The organism is Pseudomonas sp. KH_017, from assembly GCF_057840285.1.
Genome location: NZ_CM174509.1, coordinates 446880 through 465339 on the forward strand (window position 1 = coordinate 446880; position 18460 = coordinate 465339).

The following is an 18460-nucleotide window of genomic DNA, read 5'->3' on the forward strand; positions in this document are numbered from 1 at the left end:
TACACCTGAAAGACCGAGGTGTCTGCTTCGCGAGCAAGCCCGCTCCCACACTGGATTTGTGAACGACACAGCCCCCTTGTGGGAGCGGGCTTGCTCGCGAAGGAGTGCGCAGCACTCACCCAGCTTATGCATTTGCCGCCTCCAGCAAGATCCGCCCGCTGGAGCAGGTGGCGGTTTCGTTGCGATAGGCGAAATACAATTTGCCCCGCGCCGGGTCGAAGCGCAGGTGCAGTTGGATCTCATCTCCCGGGCGCACCAGTTGCTGGAACTTCAAGACTTCCATGCCGGCGAATTTTTTCGGCAGGTTCATCAGTTGCTGGCCCAGGCTCAGCGCCCAGTCCACCTGCACCACGCCAGGCAACACCGGCGCCTTGGGGAAATGACCGCTGAAGTAGGCCAGGTCCGGTGGCACGGCCAGTTGCAGGCTCCACTCGCCATTGCTTTCGACTTGCTCCAGCACCTCAGGCGCTTTGGGGCGCGGCGCCAACAGCAGGGCGTCGACGTCGGCCTGGGGCAGTTTGCCTTGAGTGTTCAGCGGCAGTTGTCGCAGCAGACGCCAGCGTCTTGGCAGGGCCAGGGCTTCGCAGTGTTGGCTCAGGTGTTGGCGCAATTGCTCGGTGAGGCTGCGTCGACCCTGATTGCGCAGCACATGCAAACCGGCCTCGCTCAGCACCAGCAACGCCCCCAGGGAGGCGCGGTTTTCCTGAACGACGCCGAGCCGCGCTTCGACGACCCATTCATGGGCCGTCAGCGCCTGTTCCAGCATCGGCAGCGAGATGCGTTTTTCTTCCAGTTTGACGATCCGGTCCAGTCGCCCAAGCAACTCGAAGCGACCATCGATGGCGATGCGCGCTGAATCGGCAGTGTGTTCGACATGGCCATTGGGCAAATACGGCGAAGCGATCAGCAGCGCACCCTCACTGTCCTGGGTCAGCGTGACATCGACAAAGGGCTGCCAGAGTTCCGCGCCCTGACGCCAGGCGATGCCGCCGGTTTCCGAACTGCCGAAGATTTCCGTTGGCCACTGCCCCAGACGCTCATGCAGGCTCTGTGCGGCCTCGACCGGCAATGCACCGCCGGAGGAAAACACCCGGCGTACGGAGCTCAAGGCCGGCCAGTCGAGGTTGTCGCCCATGCGCTTGAGTAGCGCCGGGCTGGCCACCCAGGCGAAGGCCGGGTACTCGCGGCTGGCGCGTTGCAGGTCCTCTGGAAAGGCCAACTGTCGACGTACGAACGGGCGGCCAGCGCACAGCGGCCACAGCACCCGGAACAGCAGACCGTAGATGTGCTGGGTGGCGACGCTGCCGATGATGCACGCCGGGCCCAGGTCCGCGCCCCACAGCTGTTCCAGGGCTTCGACTTCATTGGCCAGTTGGCGCAGGTTCTTTTCGATGCGCTTGGGTTCGCCACTGGAGCCGGATGTGCACAGGCTGAGTCGGCAGTCATCCAGGTCCAGGGCGGCGGCACTCAGTGGCGGATGACGAAACTCGCTCAGGTGCGCATCGTCGGGCTGATCGCTCAGCCACAGATCAACTTCGCCTGACCAGCGTTGGCGGGTCTGCGGTTGCAGGTCGGACGGCAGCAGCACGCTGACCCCGGCACGCCAGGCGCCGAGCAGGGCAATCGCCAGGTCGGCGGCATCCTCAAGGTGCACGGCCATCTGCCGTACACCCCGGGCTTGCAGGCCGGCGGCCAGGCGCAGCGCCTGTTCGCACAGTCGGGCGTGATCCAGTGCCGGAGCGGTCGTTACGGCGCGCTCCGGCTGAGCCTTGAGCAGCAGGTGCTCAAGTTTTATCCAATTCATGGGCGGCCTCGTACCCGTTGTCGTATGAGCCATTCAATGGCAAACATCAGGCCTATCAATCCGTAGGAAATCAGGCCGGTGTACAGCGTCCACCAGCTCAGCGGTGCCCAGAGGGTCAGGACGGCGGCACACAAACCGTTGCATAGAAAAAAAACGCTCCAGGCGATGGTCACCTGACGGGTATAGCGAATGCCCTCGGCGGGCAATTGTGGCTCGCGTACCCGGGCCAGGTGTTCAACGATCGGTGGGCCGAATGTCAGGCTCGATCCGAACAGCACCAACATGAAGCTGCTGATCAACACCGGATACCAGCGCAACAGCACCGGGCTGTCGAACAGTGCCAGCAACAGACAGAACACAATGGCCACCGTGGCCATCCACAGGCTGCCAGGCCGTCGTTTGCCAGTCAGCGCCCGGGCCAGCCACAGTCCGCCCAGCAGCAGCCCGAACTGCCACGGGGCGAAATGCTCCATGCCGAAATACACTGCGAAGGGATACAAAAGACCCGCCAGCAGCAGGCCGAGGCCAATCAGTCGATTCATGCGGCCGGTTGAACCAGACGGTAGACCGCCTCGACCACGTCACTGACGGTACGCACCGATTTGAATTCTTCGGCGGCGATTTTCTTGCCGGTCTGACGTTTGATGTGATCAATCAGGTCGACCGCGTCGATGCTGTCGATTTCCAGGTCCTGATACAGGTTGGATTCCAGGCTCACACGCTCCGGGTCCAGTTCGAAAAGCTCGACCAAGGCATCGCGCAGGGTGTTGAAAATGTCGTCACGAGTTTGCATGGTCCGGTCTCAAGCTGCCTGTTTTGCGCTGACGAACGCCGCAAGGCTCGCCACGTTACTGAAGTGATTACGTGTGTCCTTGGCATCGGCGTCGATTTTGATGCCGTACTTTTTCTGAATGGCCAGGCCCAGTTCCAGGGCGTCCACCGAGTCCAGGCCCAGGCCTTCGCCGAACAGGGTCTGGTCATTGCCGATGTCGTCGGCACTGATGTCTTCGAGGCCAAGGGCGTCGATGATAAGCATTTTGATATCACGGTGCAGATCGCTCATCTTCGGCGAGCTCCTTAATAAAGTAAGAATGTAGATATTCGTTGAGCTTGCGCGAGGCCTGCGGAGCCGGCCCCTGCGTGGCGAAGGTCTGTGGGTCTATATCGGCCCCGACCCGGAAACTGAAGTGCACGCGCCGCTTGGGGATGCGATACCAGGGTTCGGCCTTGGTCAATGTGGTCGGGCTGACCTTGATAATGACCGGGGTGAGGATTTTCGCACCACGCAGGGCGATTGCCGCGCCTCCCCGATGAAAGGCCGGTGCCTGGCCGGGTTGGGTGCGCGTACCTTCCGGGAAAATGATCAGGGTCTGGCCGTCTTTCAGCGCGTCGGCAGCCGCGTCGAGCATGTCCATGCTGCCGTCGTTGCTGATGTATTCGGTGCAGCGCAGTGGTCCGCGGGTGAAAGGATTTTCCCAGAGGCTTTGCTTGACCACGCAGTTGGCGTGACGCACCAGACCGATCAGAAAGACCACGTCGATCAGCGATGGGTGATTGGCAATGATCATTTGCCCGGGACGACCGAGCTTTTCCGCGCCTTCAATGTTGTAGGTCAACACCCCGGTACGGGCCATGAAACGCACAAAAATCCAGAAACAGCGGCTGACCGTTTGCCGGGCCCGCAGCCGATGGGTCTGGGCGTCGCCGGGCAGGCAGTTCAGCACAGGGAAAATCACCAGGCGCAGGCACAGCCCGCCCAGCCCGAACAGGGCAAAGCTCGCGGCGGTGGCCAGCAAGCGCCAGTAGTAGGCGTCGCGGTTTTTCTCGGTCACGGGTTGCGTTGCCAGGTCCATACACGATTTTTCCAGGCATGTTGGCAGGTGGTTTGCTGGCCAAGCAGCGCACACAACAGATTCAGCGCGTGGGGCCAGCGGGATTTGGACAACGCATCCGAGGAGCTGTTCAGGGACAACTGCCAGTCGGTGCCGGGTGTGATCAGCAGGCCGACGGCATAAGGGAACGGCACGTCGTCGATCCAGGTCGAGTAAGCCTCGGGCGGCCGCTCTTCGGTGATCACCAGCAGTACTGCGGGAGCGCCTTCAGCCAGCAGCGCGGCAGCTTCGAGCATGCCATGTTCCAGGCCATCGCCTGCGGCGGCCAGGGCGGTCATTTCGCTGGTTTCACCACGCATGATCGACCACAAACCAATGATCGCGTTATGCACAGACAAGCTGAACTGGGTCGGCGACAGCGGCTGGTCGGCGGCCAGATCACTAAGAATCTCGACCGTGCGGGGTGTTTCGCCATGACGGGAAACAAAGACCAATGGCAAATCCTGCCGACCTTCGGCCAATGGCCAGCCGACACTGAAGGCCATCCGCGCCAGGCGGCTGAGTCGCCGGCGCTGCATGGCCGGCAGAAAGGAAACGTCGGGAGCGGCATCGCTGTCCGGCAGCACGACCGGTTGTCGGCACCATGCCTGCCAATCGTTCACGCTTTCAAGCCCCGGGGCCCAGGCGCGCCATTGGGCGATGTTGAAGTTGATCACAGACATTCATCCCACCCTCACGGGCTTACTTGACGCGGGGGAGTGGCCGAGAGCCGGGACTTACCCTGCGTGGCGTTTGGCGCCGAGTGGCGCGCATTATCCCGGTGCCGGGAACGTGTAGCAAATGCTGGTTACATTTTGCTCAGCAAGCTGAAGCGGCTGGCTCGTAAAAATTGAACGATTGGTAATTATTCACAAATTTTTACTCCGTCTGTCGGTTCTGGCGTTGAATTACCGAGCCGTTCAGGGCTTTTCAAGCAAGAGAAGGCAACTGACTGTGTAGTCCCTTTGCCGACAAGGTAGCGAAGCAATGCGGTGGACCACTACACTCGGTCATTCTTTGATACACGGAGGTTTTGACATGCGGCGCGTGGTGTTCAATCAGAAAGGTGGCGTTGGCAAATCCAGCATTGCCTGCAATCTGGCGGCGGTCAGTGCCAGCGAGGGTTTTCGCACCTTGTTGGTGGATCTCGATGCCCAGGCAAACTCCACTCAATACCTGACGGGGCTCACCGGTAACGACATCCCGATGGGCATCGCCGACTTCTTCAAGCAGACGCTGTCTTCCGGGCCGTTCTCCAAAAAGAATCAGGTCGACATCTACGAAACCCCCTTCGATAACCTCCACGTTGTTACTGCCACCGCCGAGCTGGCGGACTTGCAGCCAAAGCTTGAAGCCAAGCACAAGATCAACAAGCTGCGTAAGTTGCTGGAAGAGCTGAGCGAAGACTACGACCGGATTTACCTCGATACCCCGCCAGCGCTGAACTTCTATGCGGTTTCAGCGTTGATTGCCGCCGATCGTGTGTTGATTCCCTTCGATTGCGACAGCTTTTCACGCCAGGCACTGTACGGCCTGATGGCGGAAATCGAAGAGTTGAAGGAAGACCATAACGAAGGCCTGGAAGTCGAAGGCATCGTCGTCAATCAGTTCCAGGCCCGCGCCAGCCTGCCCCAGCAAATGCTCGATGAGCTGATCGCCGAAGGCCTGCCGGTGTTGCCGGTGTACCTGGCCAGCTCGGTACGCATGCGCGAATCCCACCAGGCCAATACGCCGCTGATTCATCTCGACCCGCGGCACAAGCTGACCCAGCAATTTGTCGAGCTGCACAACCTGCTGGAAAACGCCTGACTCTAGCTGTCAACACAGAACCCCTTGTGGGAGCGGGCTTGCTCGCGAAGAGGCCATTACATTCAACATCTAAGTTGACTGACACGACGCCTTCGCGAGCAAGCCCGCTCCCACAGTGGGATTCGGCTAGTCCTTAGATCCCCTGGCTACGCAACCAGCTCATCAGTTGCGGTAACGGGAAGGCCCCGCTCTGCCGGGCGACCTCCCGGCCGTTCTTGAACAGGATCAGGCTCGGAATCGAGCGAATCCCCAACTGCGCCGACAACTGCTGGTTCGCCTCGCTGTCCAGCTTGGCCAGTCGGCACTTGCCCGCCAGTTGCCCGGCTGCCTGCTCGAACACCGGCGCAAACGACTTGCACGGCCCGCACCAGTCGGCCCACACATCCACCAGCAGCGGCAGATCGCCCTTGATCTGGCTGGCGTAGTCGCCTTGCTTCAATTCAAACGGCTTGTTCAGCAGGACTTCGGCCTTGCAGCGCCCGCATTTCGGGTGGTCGTTGAGGCGCTCGGCGGGAATGCGGTTGAGGCCGTTGCAGTGGGGGCAGGGGATGAGGAGTGGGTCGGTCATGAGCAAGATCCAATGGGAAGCTGATAACACTTAGTTGGAGACGTTTGCTCATGTTTTCAATCGAGCAGTGTCCGGCAATGAAACTAGGCTGGGTCGTGCCGAGCCACACCGCTGGTCTGCCAAGGATTATCGCAACTTGCGATATTTTTGATCTGTGATTAACTCACCATAGCAAAATGCGATAAGGATGTTGCATGCATGTTCTCACCGAAAAAAGAGTACGTGAAGCCAAGGCCAAATGGCCAATGGCAGCCAACGCGCTGGATCATTGGTATCAATTAGCCAAAGGAAGCAAACCGCCGGATTTTGCGGCGATGAGAGCCACATTCCCTGCTGTCGACAAGGTAGGTGAGTTTCATGTTTTCGATATCGGTGGCAACAAGTTGCGGCTGATAGCTTTTGTCAGATATCGATCGCAAAAGCTTTATATCAAGCATGTGCTGGATCACCGCGAATACGACCGCGGCAAATGGAAGGAGGAAAGAGCATGAGTGTCCTGATCAAAAGAGTTGCCGAGCACTGGGAATTCGTCTCACCGCTGCTTCGAAAGCCGAAAAGCGAAGATGACTATGACCTGCTGGCGCATGCGCTGGACGAGTTGCTCGAGATGACCGGCGATGATGAGTCCCACCCGCTGATGAGTCTGGTGGATATCATCGGTGACTGGATTGAGGAGTGGGACCATAAGCATCACCCGATGCCGAAGCCTGGCGGGGTCGAGGTTCTTGGCTACTTGATGCGTGAACACGGCCTGAGTCAGAGTGACCTGCCTGGCATCGGCCCTCAGTCTGTGGTTTCCGAGATCCTGAGCGGCAAGCGCCAGCTCAACTTGCGACAGATCCGCTGGCTGGCCGAGCGCTTTGGTGTGTCGGCAGAGGTCTTTATCTGACCCGCCTCACGACGAACAACTGATCTCCAGATGCTTGCCCCATTCCGGTGGTCGCTCGGCATAGCTTTCCATCCCCGGTTGTTCCTCGAACGGGTTGCTCAGCACAGCGTGCAGCCGACGGACTTCCGAGTAGTCGCCGTTCTGCGCTGCCTCGATGGCCTTTTGCGCCAGGTAGTTGCGCAGGATGTACAGCGGGTTGACCGCGTGCATCCGCTGGCGACGTTGCTCTTGATCAAGCGTGCCGTCACGGGCCACTCGGGCGACGTAGAGTTCGCCCCAGGCGTCAAAGCCCTTGAGGTCGACGAAGTCGTCACGCAGGCGGGTGATGGCCTGTTCCGGTGCTTCATCACCTAAACGGCGGAAAAACAGGCTGTAGTCGACGCCGCTGTTTTGCATCAGTTGCAGCAGGTTCTCCAGCAATTTCTGGTCGTCATCCTCCGCCGTGGTCAGGCCGAGGCGGCGGCGCATCAGGTCCAGGTAATGGGCCTGGAACAGCGGCAGGTACAGACCGAGGGTTTCGCGCAGGGCTTCGACGCTGATGAACGGCGTCAGGGCCTGGGCCAGGGCGCTGAGGTTCCACTGGCCGATCGGCACCTGGTTGCTGAAGGAGTAACGGCCCTGGTCGTCGGAGTGGTTGCAGATGAAGTTGGCGTCGAAATCGTCGAGGAAGGCGAACGGGCCGAAATCGAAGGTGATGCCCAGGATCGACATGTTGTCAGTGTTCATCACCCCGTGGCAGAAGCCATAGGCCTGCCACTTGGCGATCAGTTCGGCATTGCGCTCCACCACTTCGCGGAACATCGCCAGGTACGGCTCCGGTTGTTCCAGGCACTGCGGGAAGTGCATGGCCAGCACGTGATCACCCAGCTCTTTCTGCTGCTCGGGGCGCTTGGTGTAGTAGAAGTATTCGAAGTGCCCGAAGCGCACATGGCTCGGCGCCAGGCGCAGGACCATGGCCGCACGCTCCTGCTTTTCGCGCCACACCGGGGTATCGGAGCCGATCACGCACAGGGCGCGGGTGGTCGGGATATTCAGGGCGTTCAAGGCTTCGGAAGCGAGGAATTCGCGGATCGACGAGCGCAATACCGCCCGGCCATCGCCCATGCGTGAAAACGGCGTCTGGCCGGCGCCCTTGAGGTGCAGGTCCCAGTGTTCGCCGGCCTGGTTGTACACCTCGCCGAGCAACAGGCCGCGACCGTCGCCCAGTTGCGGGTTGTAGGAGCCGAACTGATGCCCGGAATAGACCATCGCCCTTGGAATCGCGTCGGCCCAGAGCTTGTGGCCGCTGAACAGTTCGGCGAACTCCGGGGTTTCGGCCTCGGCCGGGTCGAGGTCCAGCAGCGCCATGGCAGCGGGGCTGGCCACGACCAGGCGCGGATTATCGATGGGCTCAGGCAGCACATGGGCGGAAAACGCATCGCCCAGGCGGTCGAAGCGGTTATCGAAGGTGAGTTCGTCGAGGGCTTTCAAGGGCCGGCTCCAGCAGAATGTCCGAGCATTCTGCTGGGGAAAGGCCGGTTAGTCGAGTTTGGCGGCCGGCGGTTGTTGCGACGACTTGCCGTCGACGATCGGCACGATGGTTTTCGCTTCCGGCTCGATCGGCACCATCTTGTATTCCTGGCCGTGCAGGTTCTTGAGGTAGACCTCCATCTGCCGGAACGAGATGTTGATGTGCTGCTTCTTGAACTCGCGGTTGATGAAGCGGTTGACCTCGTCGAGCACCGGGTTACGGTCGCCGAGGTCGCGCACGTGCATGCGCAACTCGTGGTCGAGGGTGCTTTCGCCGAAATTCAGGAAGTACACGTGCGGTTCCGGGTCTTTCAGCACGCGCGGGTTATCGCGCGCGGCCTTGAGCAACAGCTCTTTCACCAGGTCCAGGTCCGAGCCGTAGTCGACGCCGAGCTTGAGGGTCACCCGGGTGATGGTGTCGGTCAGCGACCAGTTGATCAGTTGCCCGGTAATGAACGTCTTGTTCGGGACGATGATGTCCTTGCGGTCGAAGTCGGTGATGGTCGTGGCACGGATACGGATCTTGCTCACGGTGCCCGACAGGTTGCCGATGGTGATGGTGTCACCGATCCGCACCGGGCGTTCGAACAGGATCATGATGCCGGAAATGAAGTTGGCGAAGATCTCCTGCATGCCGAAACCGAGGCCGACCGACAGCGCCGCCACCAGCCATTGCAGCTTGTCCCAGCTTACGCCGAGGGTCGACAGCGTCGAGACGAAACCGACGCCGGCGATCACGTACGACAGCAATGTGGTAGTCGCGTAGGCGCTGCCCTGGGCCAGGTTGAGCTTGGACAGCACGAACACTTCGAGCAAGCCCGGCAGGTTGCGCGCCAGGGCGAAGGTGATGCCGATGATGATCAGCGCGCCAAGCATGTCGCCGATGCTGATCGGTACCATGCTCATGTTGGCGCCGGTACCGCTGGTGTATTCGTAGAGGGTGACGTTGTCCAGGTACGAGAACACCGTGATCAGGTCGGCCCAGACCCAATACAGTGCCGCCATGAAGCCGCCGAGCAGCGCCAGACGGATCAGGCGCAGGGACTGCTCGTTGACCTTCTCGATGTCCATGGTCGGTTCTTCGATCACCGCTTCGCCATCGCCGGCCTCTTTGGCGGCCAGCCGCTTGGCCAGGGCGCGCTGGTAGGCCAGGCGCCGGGCCGCCACACTGAGGCCGCGCACGAAGGTGGCTTCGATCACCAGCCAGAACATCAGCAGGTACAGGGTGTTGATCAAGCGGTCGCTGAGTTTCAGCGCGGTGTAGTAGTAGCCGAAGCACACCGCCACGAACAGCGCGACGGGCAGGGCAGTGAACAGGATCCCCACCAGTTTGCGGAACAGCGAAGCGTTTTCGTGGGTCGGGCTGCTGATGAGCAGGCGGCTGAGCAGCAAGGTCATCAAGGCGTAGCAGATCAGTACCACTGGCATGCCGAGCACGTCATCGGCCAGTGCCGCCGGTTGCAGTTCGGCTACGGCGACGACGGTCACCAGTGCCATGACCACGATGCCGAGGCGGCGGATCCATCTGCGCAGGAACTCCACCTGGGGCTTTTCCCAGCGGAAATGCAGTTCCGCCACGCCACCTGGCGCGAGGATCCGGTAGGCGGTGTAGAACACCAGCCAGGCTCCGGCCATTTGCAGCAGCGCCGCGCCCATATTGGCGTTCTGCCCGCGGGCGTCGATTTGCAGGGCCAGCCCGCACAAGGCGAGGCCCAGGGAAACCGGCATCGCCAGCAGAATGTTGATCAGAATCGCCTGCGGCGTGTGCCACTGGCTATCGCGCTTGAAGTGACCGATGTCCTGGTGAACCTTGATCAGTCGCGCGTACAGATTCTTGCGCCGCCACAGCAGCGCACCGATCAGCAGTGCCAGTGGCAGGAACAGCAGCGGGCGTTGGGTCAGGCCATCGGTCAGTTCGCTCAGGCTTGAAAGTACTGGCAGCGAATCGAGTTGCCGCTCGAGGCGATCCGGCACACTGTGAATCCACTCCAGGTCCAGCGGCTTGTTGCTGGGAATCCAGAACATCTGCTCATCGAGGGTCGCCCGCAGGCTTTGCGCGGTGCTGAGCAATTGCTTCTGGTTCAGTTGCAGGGTGATGGATTCATTGAGCACCGCGCTCAGTTCGCGGTTCAGTCGCTCCAGCAGGTCGGCGCGGGTGGTGGCCAGTTCCACCAGGCTTTTGCGCAGCTGCGGCGTGACTTGCTCGGGGGGTTGGGTCGACAGCAGGTTTTCGACGTAGGTGGTCGGATTGCTCAGCAATTCCCGTTGCTGGCTGACTTCGAACTGATACAGGCGAATGTCGGCAATCTGATCCGCCAGGTTGCGGTCGAGCCGCAGGCGCGGTAACGCCTGTTTCTGTTTGTAGAGAATCTTCGAGAGCAGCAGGCTGCCTTTGAGCACGTTGATTTGCTCGTCCAGGGCCGCATCGCTCTGGGTCAGGCTGTCCAGTTGCTGCTTGGTCTGCAGGTTCTGCTGGGTGACTTCGTTCAGGCGGTCAGTGCTTTTGAGCAGGTAGTCCGAGAGCTTCAGGTTGGCCGCGCTTTCGGTGGCCAGAAGGCTGCTGCCGCCGGCTTTCTGCGCTTCGATGGATTGCTGGGTGACCGTTTCCTGGGACAGCGCCAGACGCTTCTGGTTGATCAGGGTTTGCAGTTCCTGGATTTCCTTATCCAGGCGATCGGATCGCTCCGACAACAGGTCATGCTGGCTGCTGCCGAGGTCTTGCAATTGGGTATTGCCGGCCAGTTCCTGGCGCCGCAGCGGGATCAGCGCGTTCAGCGCCGCCAGCTCGGCATTGAGCTGGTCGCGCTGCTCGGCGCTCAGGGTCTTGCCGGCGTCCTTGCCGTTCTTGAGGATGGTGTTGATCTGCTGAATGCGCGTCTGGCTGCTGGATATCTCCGCCTGGGCGCGCTCGGGGCGGGTCTGGGCGGTGATGATCAGGCTGTTGGCATCGGCCAGGGCCTTTTGCAGGTCGCTTTGCTGGGTGGAACGCTCGGTGAGCAATTGTTCCAGCTGCTGGATCGGTTCCTTGGCGAAACGCTGCGCCACCGGCACCACGGAACTGGCCTTGAGGCGGGTCAGTTCACGCTGGTTCTCGATGGTCTGTTTGGGCGCACTGCTCAATTGCTGCTTGAGCGCGACCAGCTTCTGCTCGTAGTCACGCTTGTTGTTGAGCTGGCTCAGCGTGCCTTGCAGGACGGATTGCAGGGCCTTCTGATCGGCTTCCGGCAGTTTGCGGTCGGCGATCTTGTCCAGGCTCGCCTGCACGGCTTCGCTGGAAGGCGGTTCGGCCGCTTGCGCCGCTTGCGATAAACCAAGGGTGCCGACAGAGAGACTCAAGCCCAAAAGGGCGATGGCGAAAATGGAGCGCAGGTTAGGCATAAAGACCGGTCAAGCAAGTGATAGTGGAAGCAGTTTAGAGGAAGAGTCCGGGACCCGGGCGACTTCCTTCGGGGAATCTGACGCCCACTTTACCGATCTTGTTCCCGTCCATGACGGCCACGGTCCAAATGGTGTTGTTCCATTCCACCTGGTCACCCACCACCGGCGCGCCGCCAACCTTCTGGGCAATGAAGTGGCCCAGGGACATATCCGGATCGATGCCTTCGACCTTCAGGCCATACAGGGCCGCAACCGCGGCCAGCTGGGCGTCTCCTTCGAGTACGAAGTCGCCGAAGAAGCGCAGGTCGAGGCCCCGTTGTGGCGCCTGGCTGAAGAGTTTTCCGAGGGCCGGCAGGTTGTGTTCATGGCCGATAACACACAGCAAATCATCGACTTCCAGCACCGTACTACCCGACGGATGGAGCAATTGTTTGCCGCGAAACAGGGCGGCGATACGGGTGCCTTCAGGCATTTTCAGCTCGCGAAGGGGCGAACCGATGCACCATTTTTCCGCGCCGAGGCGATAAACGAACAGCTCCCACTCGCTGGTGACGTGCACTTCCAGGGCCGAGCGGGAGATGGGCGCAGGCTCCGGGGGCACCGTCACCTTCAACAGCTTGGCGACCCACGGCAGGCTCGTGCCCTGAACCAACAGCGACACCAGCACGATAAAGAACGCGAGGTTGAAGTACAGCTGGGCGTTGGGCAGGCCGGCCATCAGCGGGAACACCGCCAGAATGATCGGGACCGCGCCGCGCAAGCCGACCCAGGAGATGAACGCTTTCTCACGACCATGGAACGCCTTGAACGGCAGCAGGCCAACCATCACCGACAGTGGCCGGGCAAACAGAATCATCCACAGCGCCAGGGCCAGTGCCGGCAAGGCGATAGGCAGCAGGTCGTGAGGCGTCACCAGCAGCCCCAGCACCAGGAACATGCCAATCTGCGCCAGCCAGGCCATGCCGTCGAGCATGTGCAAAATGCCGTGGCGGCTGCGCACCGGACGGTTGCCGATCACCAGGCCGCAGATGTACACCGCCAGGAAGCCGCTGCCGTGCAGGGCGTTGGTCAGGGCAAAGACGACCAACCCGCCAGCGATGACCAGAATCGGATACAAACCGGTGGCCAGATTGATGCGATTGACCAGTTGCAGCATCAGCCAGCCACCGCCCAGGCCGATGACGCCACCGATACCGAACTCGCGGATCAGATGTGTCAGCAGGCTCCAGTGCAGGCCGGTCTGGCCGCTGGCGAGCATGTCGATCAGGGTGACGGTGAGGAACACCGCCATCGGGTCGTTGCTGCCGGATTCGATTTCAAGGCTGGCGGTTACCCGTTCGTTCAGGCCTTTGCCACCCAATAGGGAGAACACCGCCGCGGCGTCGGTGGAGCCGACGATGGCGCCGATCAGCAGGCCTTGAATCAGGTTCAGGTCGAACAGCCACGCGGCCGCCATGCCGGTCAGCCCGGTGGTAATCAGTACCCCGACCGTGGCCAGGGACAACGCCGGCCATAACGCCACGCGGAAACTCGACACCCGGGTGCGCAAGCCGCCGTCGAGCAGGATCACCGCCAGCGCGAGGTTGCCGACCAGATAAGCCGTGGGGTAATTATCGAAAATAATGCCGGCGCCATCGACACCGGCCGCCATGCCGACGGCCAGGATGATCACCAGAATCGGGATACCGAGACGGGACGAAAGTGAGCTCACCAGAATGCTCGCACCTACCAGCAACGCGCCGATCAAGAACAGGCTGTTGATGGTCGTCGCATTCAAAGGCAGTACTCCAGAAAGCTGAAAGGCGGGCGCAAACTGACCATGCAGTCTGCGTGCCAGCGATTCTAACCTGTTGAAATGTGATGCTGTCAAAAAGGTTTTGTGTCATCACAGAGCGCCGGACTGAGGTCTTGAGCGCGGTTCGTTTCCACCGGTTGCACCTTGTGGCGACGAAGTGCAGGAACCAGATTGGCCAATCACAGTCTTTAAAACTCGCGAGGAAGGTCGCCCGTCAGCAATATCAAGGCTTTGCGCCTGTATAACCCTGGCATCCAGAGTGACTTTTCTTTATCGTACGCGCCCTTTGAAAAAGCCCGGAAAATCAAAATGTTGGAAGCATCCCTAAGCCAATTGGAACAACTGGTCAGCGACCTGGTGCAACAGAACCAGAACCTGACCGCGGAACTGGCCCAGGCCAAAGATGAAAACGAAAGCCTGCAACTGAGCCTGATGGAACACGAAGAGAAGCAAGGCGCCACGGCGGCTCGCATCCAGGCCCTGGTTGAGCGCGTCAGCGCAGGCCCTGTCAGCGCATGAGTTACAACGCCGCAGGGGTAAAGGTCGTCTCGATCCTGGGGGAGGACTATTCGATCAAGGCACCGGTCGGGGAAGAACAAACCCTGCTGGACGCCGCGATGATGTTGAAGGCAGCCCTGGCCGAAACCAAGAGGAAGTACCCGACGCTGATCGGTGACCGACTGCTGGTGCTGGCGGCGATGAATCTGTGCTCCCAGCAGATCGAAATGCAGAAACAGCACAAGCTCGAACTCGACCGTTACCAAGAGCAAGTCAGCGCCACGGTTGAAGTGATCTCCAAGACGATCAATCAGGCCTGATCGGCTTTGCGCACAACCAAAGAATAGATTGTCGGTTGGTTTGTATACAATCGGCACGGCTGTTGCAGTGTTTCAGCCTCTTATTCTTTGGGGGTGCTCCATGCAGTTCTGGCGACGCAGTATTCAATGGCAGTTGATCCTGAGTATGGGCACCGCCCTGCTCGTCAGTATCCTGATCGTGGTTGGCATTTATACCCTGGTGCTCAACCGCCTCGCCCAGAGCTATCTGGTCGAGCAAGCCTTGCCGTCGAGCATCGAAGCGATGCGCAACGACATCGAACGGATCCTCGTTCAACCTCTCACCGCCGCCAAGGACATCGCCAGCAACAGCATGGTGCGCGACTGGTTGGCCGGGGGTGAAGACAGTGCCCAGGCCGGCGCGTTTACTACCTATCTCGAAGGTGTTCGCGCCGAGCACAAGGCCTTTACCGCGATTATTGTCGGCACCGCGTCCAACCATTACTTCACCGAAAAAGGCCTGGACCGGACCCTCAGTCGTTCCAATCCCAAAGACGCCTGGTTCTATTCCTTTCTCGATAGCAACCAGCCGCGCACCCTCAATATCGACAATGACACGGCGACCGGAGAATTGGCGCTTTTCATCGACTTCAAAGTCGAGCAGGCCGGTAAAGTCGTGGGTGTTGCCGGGCTTGGCCTGAGCATGAAAGAGCTGTCGGAGCTGATTCACAACTTCAACTTTGGGGAGCTTGGCAAGGTCTATCTCGTGCGTTCCGACGGTTTGATCCAGGTGCATCCCGAGGCGCAATTCAGTGGCAAACGCAACCTTACGGAGCAAATAGGCGCTGCGGCGGCACAATCGGTGATGAGTCAAAAAGCTGCCACCAGCCGCGGCTTCCAGCGTGACGGTGAAGACTTCCTCGCGTTAAGCCTGCCATTGCGCGATCTCGGCTGGACCCTGGTGGCCGAAGTGCCGCAATCACAGATCTACGCCGAAGCCCGCCGCGCCATGTGGATGAGCAGCGGCATCGGCCTGGCGGTGGCGATTGTGTGTCTGCTGCTGGTGGTATTGCTGGCCCGTGGGTTGGTACGACCGATTCGTCAGGTAACAGCGGCATTGGTGGCCATCGGTAGCGGTGGTGGAGATTTGACCCGACGGTTAGATTCCAGTCGCGCCGATGAGCTGGGCGATCTGGCTCGCGGTTTCAATCGGTTCCTGGATAGCCAGCGCGACATGATCGGCGAAGTGCTGGCCACCAGCGAACGTTTGCGCACGGCTGTGGGGCAAGTGGCCCGAGTTGTGGACAACACCGCTGAACGCTCGGGCCGCCAGCAGGAAATGACCGACATGGTCGCCACTGCTGTCCATGAAATGGGCCTGACTGTTCAGGAAATCGCCCAAAACGCCGGTAATGCGGCGGTCGCGTCGCAAACGGCTCGGGATGAGGCGATGCAGGCACGGGAAGTGGTGGGTGGCTCGATCCGGCATATTGAAAGCATGTCCGACGAAATCGGCGTCGCCGCCAGCGCTGTGGGTGAATTGGCGCATCAGGTGGCGTCGATCGATCAGGTGCTGGCGGTGATCCGCGGGATTTCCGAGCAGACCAATCTGTTGGCGCTCAATGCCGCCATCGAAGCGGCGCGGGCCGGGGACATGGGTCGCGGGTTTGCCGTGGTCGCCGATGAAGTGCGCACCCTGGCGCGACGTACGCAATCGTCCACCGATGAAATCCAGCAGATGATCGGTAGCCTCAAGCAGGGTGCGGAAAACGCCGTGTCGTCGATGCATTCCGGGCAAGCGGCGACGGGTACGGGTGTCGAGTCGAGCCAGCGTACCGGCGCCTCGTTGACCGCGATTACTGGGCAAGTGGAGCGCATCAGTGACATGAACCATCAGGTGGCGACGGCGACGGAAGAGCAATCGGCGGTGACAGAAGAGATCAACCGTAATGTGCAGGGGATTTCCGATCTGGCGCGGGCGACGGCGGGGGAGGTCAGGGCCTGTCGGGATGATTGCCAGACGTTGCAGCGGTTGGCGGATGATCTGGCGCGGCAGATGGGGGGGTTCAAGCTGAAGTGATGTGTTGTTTATTCTGACGCCTTCGCGAGCAAGCCCGCTCCCACATTTGATTCAGGGTGCTCACCTATTATGTGTTCAACCCTGAACCAGTGTGGGAGCGGGCTTGCTCGCGAATGGATCTAAGCAGCACTACAAATACTTGGGGTTAGAACCACTCATCCTGCATCCCCAGGCACACATCATCCCGAGCCTCAAGAATCGCCAGTTCATGGTGGCAACCCGGCACTTCCCAGGTCAGGAAGTAGCGCGCCGCCTGCAGCTTGCCTTTATAGAAGGCCACATCCGCGGCATTCCCCTTCGCCAGACCTTCCTCTGCACGGATCGCCTGTTCCAGCCAGCGCCAGCCAATCACTGTGTGCCCGAACACTTTCAGGTACAGCGCCGAGTTCGCCAGACTGCTGTTGACCTTGCCTTGGGCCAGATCAGTCAGCAGGCCGATGGTCACGGTTTGCAAGTGGGCAATCAGTTTCTCCAGGGGCTCGCGCAGTGGCGTTAGCGACTCAAACGCCTGTGCTCGCTCGCCAGTATCAGCGATCAGGCGGATCAGTTGCTTGAGCCCCGCACCGCCGTTCTGTGCCAGTTTGCGCCCCAGCAGGTCCAGCGACTGAATGCCGTGGGTGCCTTCGTGGATCGGGTTCAGGCGGTTGTCGCGGTAGTACTGCTCCACCGGGTATTCGCGGGTGTAGCCGTGGCCGCCGAGGATCTGGATCGCCAGTTCGTTGGCCTTCAGGCAGAACTCCGACGGCCAGGATTTGACGATCGGCGTCAGCAGGTCCAGCAGCTCATGGGCCTGCTTGCGTTCGGCCTCAGTCGCAAGCGTGGTGGTGTCATCGAACAACCGCGCCGCATACAGGCCGAGGTCGAACGAACCTTCGACGTAAGCCTTTTGCGTCAACAGCATGCGTTTCACGTCAGCGTGCTGAATGATCGCTACTGGCGCTGTATTCGGGTCCTTGCTGTCCGGCACGCGGCCCTGCGGACGCTCGCGGGCGTATTCCAGCGAATACAGATAGCCCGCGTAACCAAGCATCACCGCACCCATGCCGACGCCGATCCGTGCTTCGTTCATCATCTGGAACATGTAGCTCAAGCCCTGGTGCGGCTTGCCCACCAGATAGCCGACACACTCACCGTTATCGCCGAAGTTCAGCGCCGTGGACGTGGTGCCACGCCAGCCCATCTTGTGGAACAGTCCGGCCAGCAACACATCGTTGCGCTTGCCGAGGCTGCCATCATCGTTGACCAGGAACTTGGGCACGATGAACAGCGAAATGCCCTTCACCCCGGCCGGCGCGTCCGGCAGCTTGGCCAGCACCATGTGCACGATGTTTTCCGACAGCGGGTGATCGCCACCGGAAATGAAGATCTTGTTGCCCTTGAGGCGATAAGTGCCGTCGGACGCAGGTTCCGCGCGGGTACGAATATCCGACAGCGACGAGCCGGCGTGGGGTTCGGTCAGGGCCATGGTGCCAAAGAAGCGGCCATCGATCATCGGTTGCAGGAAGCGGCGCTTCTGCTCATCGGTGCCAAAACTTTCGATCAGGTTCGCCGCGCCCATGGTCAGGAACGGATAGGAGGTCGATGCGGCGTTGGCCGATTGAAAGTGCGCGAAGCAGGCCTGGGACAGCAGTGTAGGAAGCTGCATGCCGCCAGCGTCGAAACTGCGCGCGGCGTTGAGGAAGCCGGCTTCGAGGAAGGCGTCCACCGCCGGTTTCACTTCCGGAATCAGAATCGCCTGACCGTTCTCATAGCGCGGCTCGTTCTCGTCGCCCTTGCGGTTGTGCGGGGCGAAGAACTTCTCGGCGATGCTGCGGGCGGTACCGATGGCGGCATCGAAGGTTTCGCGGTTGTGCTCGGCGAAACGCCCACGCTGGGTCAGGCCCTCGGCATCGAGGACTTCATACAGCTCGAAAGCCAGATTGCGGGAACTGAGCAACGTCTCGGACATGGCGGCCTACCTTTTGTTGGAATGGGCCGAGTC

Annotated in this window: 17 protein-coding genes and 1 pseudogene; 7 read left to right on the forward strand and 11 right to left on the reverse strand. The window is 60.6% G+C overall.

What is annotated here, in order from left to right:
- Positions 1-124: 124 nt before the first annotated feature.
- Genes AC3IT6_RS02060 through AC3IT6_RS02085 form a run of 6 tightly spaced genes read right to left on the reverse strand, consistent with a single transcriptional unit; the run spans position 125 to position 4358 of the window.
- The gene (locus tag AC3IT6_RS02060) at positions 125-1804 is read right to left on the reverse strand and encodes an ApeI family dehydratase (RefSeq protein WP_489354131.1); all 1680 of its coding nucleotides are present in this window, start codon (positions 1802-1804) and stop codon (positions 125-127) included.
- The gene (locus AC3IT6_RS02065) at positions 1801-2346 is read right to left on the reverse strand and encodes a COG4648 family protein (protein WP_489354132.1); all 546 of its coding nucleotides are present in this window, start codon (positions 2344-2346) and stop codon (positions 1801-1803) included. The genes AC3IT6_RS02060 and AC3IT6_RS02065 overlap by 4 nt, the downstream gene beginning before the upstream one ends.
- Entirely contained in the window at positions 2343-2597 is a 255-nt protein-coding gene (locus tag AC3IT6_RS02070; protein ID WP_007992314.1) for an acyl carrier protein, read from the reverse strand. Before AC3IT6_RS02070 ends, AC3IT6_RS02065 begins: the two co-directional genes overlap by 4 nt.
- Before the next feature lie 9 nt (positions 2598-2606).
- Complete coding sequence (locus AC3IT6_RS02075; RefSeq protein WP_489354133.1) at positions 2607-2867, reverse strand: phosphopantetheine-binding protein; 261 nt, start codon at positions 2865-2867, stop codon at positions 2607-2609.
- Positions 2848-3657: a lysophospholipid acyltransferase family protein gene (locus AC3IT6_RS02080; RefSeq protein WP_489354134.1), complete on the reverse strand. Its 810-nt coding sequence runs from the start codon at positions 3655-3657 to the stop codon at positions 2848-2850. The genes AC3IT6_RS02075 and AC3IT6_RS02080 overlap by 20 nt, the downstream gene beginning before the upstream one ends.
- Positions 3633-4358: a beta-ketoacyl synthase chain length factor gene (locus AC3IT6_RS02085; RefSeq protein WP_489354135.1), complete on the reverse strand. Its 726-nt coding sequence runs from the start codon at positions 4356-4358 to the stop codon at positions 3633-3635. Before AC3IT6_RS02085 ends, AC3IT6_RS02080 begins: the two co-directional genes overlap by 25 nt.
- Positions 4359-4713: 355 nt before the next feature.
- On the opposite strand from AC3IT6_RS02085, the gene AC3IT6_RS02090 reads away from it, so the two are divergent.
- Positions 4714-5484 carry a ParA family protein gene (locus AC3IT6_RS02090; RefSeq protein WP_489354136.1) on the forward strand — a complete coding sequence of 257 codons (771 nt, stop codon included), beginning with the start codon at positions 4714-4716 and terminating at the stop codon, positions 5482-5484.
- Between the two features lie 133 nt (positions 5485-5617).
- Here AC3IT6_RS02090 and trxC read toward each other — a convergent pair whose 3' ends face one another.
- On the reverse strand, positions 5618-6052 hold the full coding sequence (gene trxC, locus AC3IT6_RS02095; RefSeq protein ID WP_030129872.1) for a thioredoxin TrxC: 435 nt from the start codon (positions 6050-6052) through the stop codon (positions 5618-5620).
- 194 nt (positions 6053-6246) lie between these two features.
- On the opposite strand from trxC, the gene AC3IT6_RS02100 reads away from it, so the two are divergent.
- The gene (locus AC3IT6_RS02100; protein ID WP_108216275.1) at positions 6247-6543 is read left to right on the forward strand and encodes a type II toxin-antitoxin system HigB family toxin; all 297 of its coding nucleotides are present in this window, start codon (positions 6247-6249) and stop codon (positions 6541-6543) included.
- A complete protein-coding gene (locus tag AC3IT6_RS02105) occupies positions 6540-6941 on the forward strand; it encodes a helix-turn-helix domain-containing protein (protein ID WP_489354137.1) in 402 nt (133 codons plus the stop codon). The genes AC3IT6_RS02100 and AC3IT6_RS02105 overlap by 4 nt, the downstream gene beginning before the upstream one ends.
- 6 nt (positions 6942-6947) lie before the next feature.
- Here the strand turns inward: AC3IT6_RS02105 and selO are convergent, their stop codons facing one another.
- From selO to AC3IT6_RS02120, 3 genes are read right to left on the reverse strand one after another with little or no spacing between them, the layout of a single operon-like run.
- The gene (gene selO, locus AC3IT6_RS02110) at positions 6948-8411 is read right to left on the reverse strand and encodes a protein adenylyltransferase SelO (protein WP_489354138.1); all 1464 of its coding nucleotides are present in this window, start codon (positions 8409-8411) and stop codon (positions 6948-6950) included.
- 48 nt (positions 8412-8459) lie between these two features.
- Positions 8460-11828, reverse strand: a complete 3369-nt coding sequence (mscK, locus tag AC3IT6_RS02115; RefSeq protein WP_489354139.1) for a mechanosensitive channel MscK — start codon at positions 11826-11828, stop codon at positions 8460-8462.
- A 34-nt stretch (positions 11829-11862) separates the two neighbouring features.
- Complete coding sequence (locus tag AC3IT6_RS02120; RefSeq protein ID WP_489354140.1) at positions 11863-13605, reverse strand: potassium/proton antiporter; 1743 nt, start codon at positions 13603-13605, stop codon at positions 11863-11865.
- A 327-nt stretch (positions 13606-13932) separates the two neighbouring features.
- Between AC3IT6_RS02120 and AC3IT6_RS02125 the strand changes: the two genes are divergently transcribed.
- The 4 genes and pseudogenes from AC3IT6_RS02125 to AC3IT6_RS02140 all read left to right on the forward strand — a co-directional run bounded on the left by AC3IT6_RS02125 (position 13933) and on the right by AC3IT6_RS02140 (position 16479).
- Entirely contained in the window at positions 13933-14142 is a 210-nt protein-coding gene (locus AC3IT6_RS02125) for a hypothetical protein (RefSeq protein WP_095943263.1), read from the forward strand.
- Positions 14139-14441, forward strand: a complete 303-nt coding sequence (locus AC3IT6_RS02130) for a cell division protein ZapA (RefSeq protein WP_150754767.1) — start codon at positions 14139-14141, stop codon at positions 14439-14441. Before AC3IT6_RS02125 ends, AC3IT6_RS02130 begins: the two co-directional genes overlap by 4 nt.
- A gap of 262 nt (positions 14442-14703) precedes the next feature.
- Positions 14704-15567: pseudogene (locus AC3IT6_RS02135) on the forward strand (cache domain-containing protein); the annotation flags it as partial.
- Positions 15568-15771: 204 nt separating this feature from the next.
- Complete coding sequence (locus tag AC3IT6_RS02140; RefSeq protein WP_489356470.1) at positions 15772-16479, forward strand: methyl-accepting chemotaxis protein; 708 nt, start codon at positions 15772-15774, stop codon at positions 16477-16479.
- A gap of 145 nt (positions 16480-16624) precedes the next feature.
- Here the strand turns inward: AC3IT6_RS02140 and AC3IT6_RS02145 are convergent, their stop codons facing one another.
- On the reverse strand, positions 16625-18427 hold the full coding sequence (locus tag AC3IT6_RS02145) for an acyl-CoA dehydrogenase (RefSeq protein ID WP_489354141.1): 1803 nt from the start codon (positions 18425-18427) through the stop codon (positions 16625-16627).
- Positions 18428-18460 lie beyond the last annotated feature (33 nt).

Coding starts and splice junctions, on each gene's coding strand:
- AC3IT6_RS02060 (WP_489354131.1), bottom strand. CDS start 1,804: ATGAATTGGATAAAACTTGAGCACCTGCTGCTCAAGGCTCAGCCGGAG.
- AC3IT6_RS02065 (WP_489354132.1), bottom strand. CDS start 2,346: ATGAATCGACTGATTGGCCTCGGCCTGCTGCTGGCGGGTCTTTTGTAT.
- AC3IT6_RS02070 (WP_007992314.1), bottom strand. CDS start 2,597: ATGCAAACTCGTGACGACATTTTCAACACCCTGCGCGATGCCTTGGTC.
- AC3IT6_RS02075 (WP_489354133.1), bottom strand. CDS start 2,867: ATGAGCGATCTGCACCGTGATATCAAAATGCTTATCATCGACGCCCTT.
- AC3IT6_RS02080 (WP_489354134.1), bottom strand. CDS start 3,657: ATGGACCTGGCAACGCAACCCGTGACCGAGAAAAACCGCGACGCCTAC.
- AC3IT6_RS02085 (WP_489354135.1), bottom strand. CDS start 4,358: ATGTCTGTGATCAACTTCAACATCGCCCAATGGCGCGCCTGGGCCCCG.
- AC3IT6_RS02090 (WP_489354136.1), top strand. CDS start 4,714: ATGCGGCGCGTGGTGTTCAATCAGAAAGGTGGCGTTGGCAAATCCAGC.
- trxC (WP_030129872.1), bottom strand. CDS start 6,052: ATGACCGACCCACTCCTCATCCCCTGCCCCCACTGCAACGGCCTCAAC.
- AC3IT6_RS02100 (WP_108216275.1), top strand. CDS start 6,247: ATGCATGTTCTCACCGAAAAAAGAGTACGTGAAGCCAAGGCCAAATGG.
- AC3IT6_RS02105 (WP_489354137.1), top strand. CDS start 6,540: ATGAGTGTCCTGATCAAAAGAGTTGCCGAGCACTGGGAATTCGTCTCA.
- mscK (WP_489354139.1), bottom strand. CDS start 11,828: ATGCCTAACCTGCGCTCCATTTTCGCCATCGCCCTTTTGGGCTTGAGT.
- AC3IT6_RS02125 (WP_095943263.1), top strand. CDS start 13,933: ATGTTGGAAGCATCCCTAAGCCAATTGGAACAACTGGTCAGCGACCTG.
- AC3IT6_RS02130 (WP_150754767.1), top strand. CDS start 14,139: ATGAGTTACAACGCCGCAGGGGTAAAGGTCGTCTCGATCCTGGGGGAG.
- AC3IT6_RS02140 (WP_489356470.1), top strand. CDS start 15,772: ATGGGCCTGACTGTTCAGGAAATCGCCCAAAACGCCGGTAATGCGGCG.
- AC3IT6_RS02145 (WP_489354141.1), bottom strand. CDS start 18,427: ATGTCCGAGACGTTGCTCAGTTCCCGCAATCTGGCTTTCGAGCTGTAT.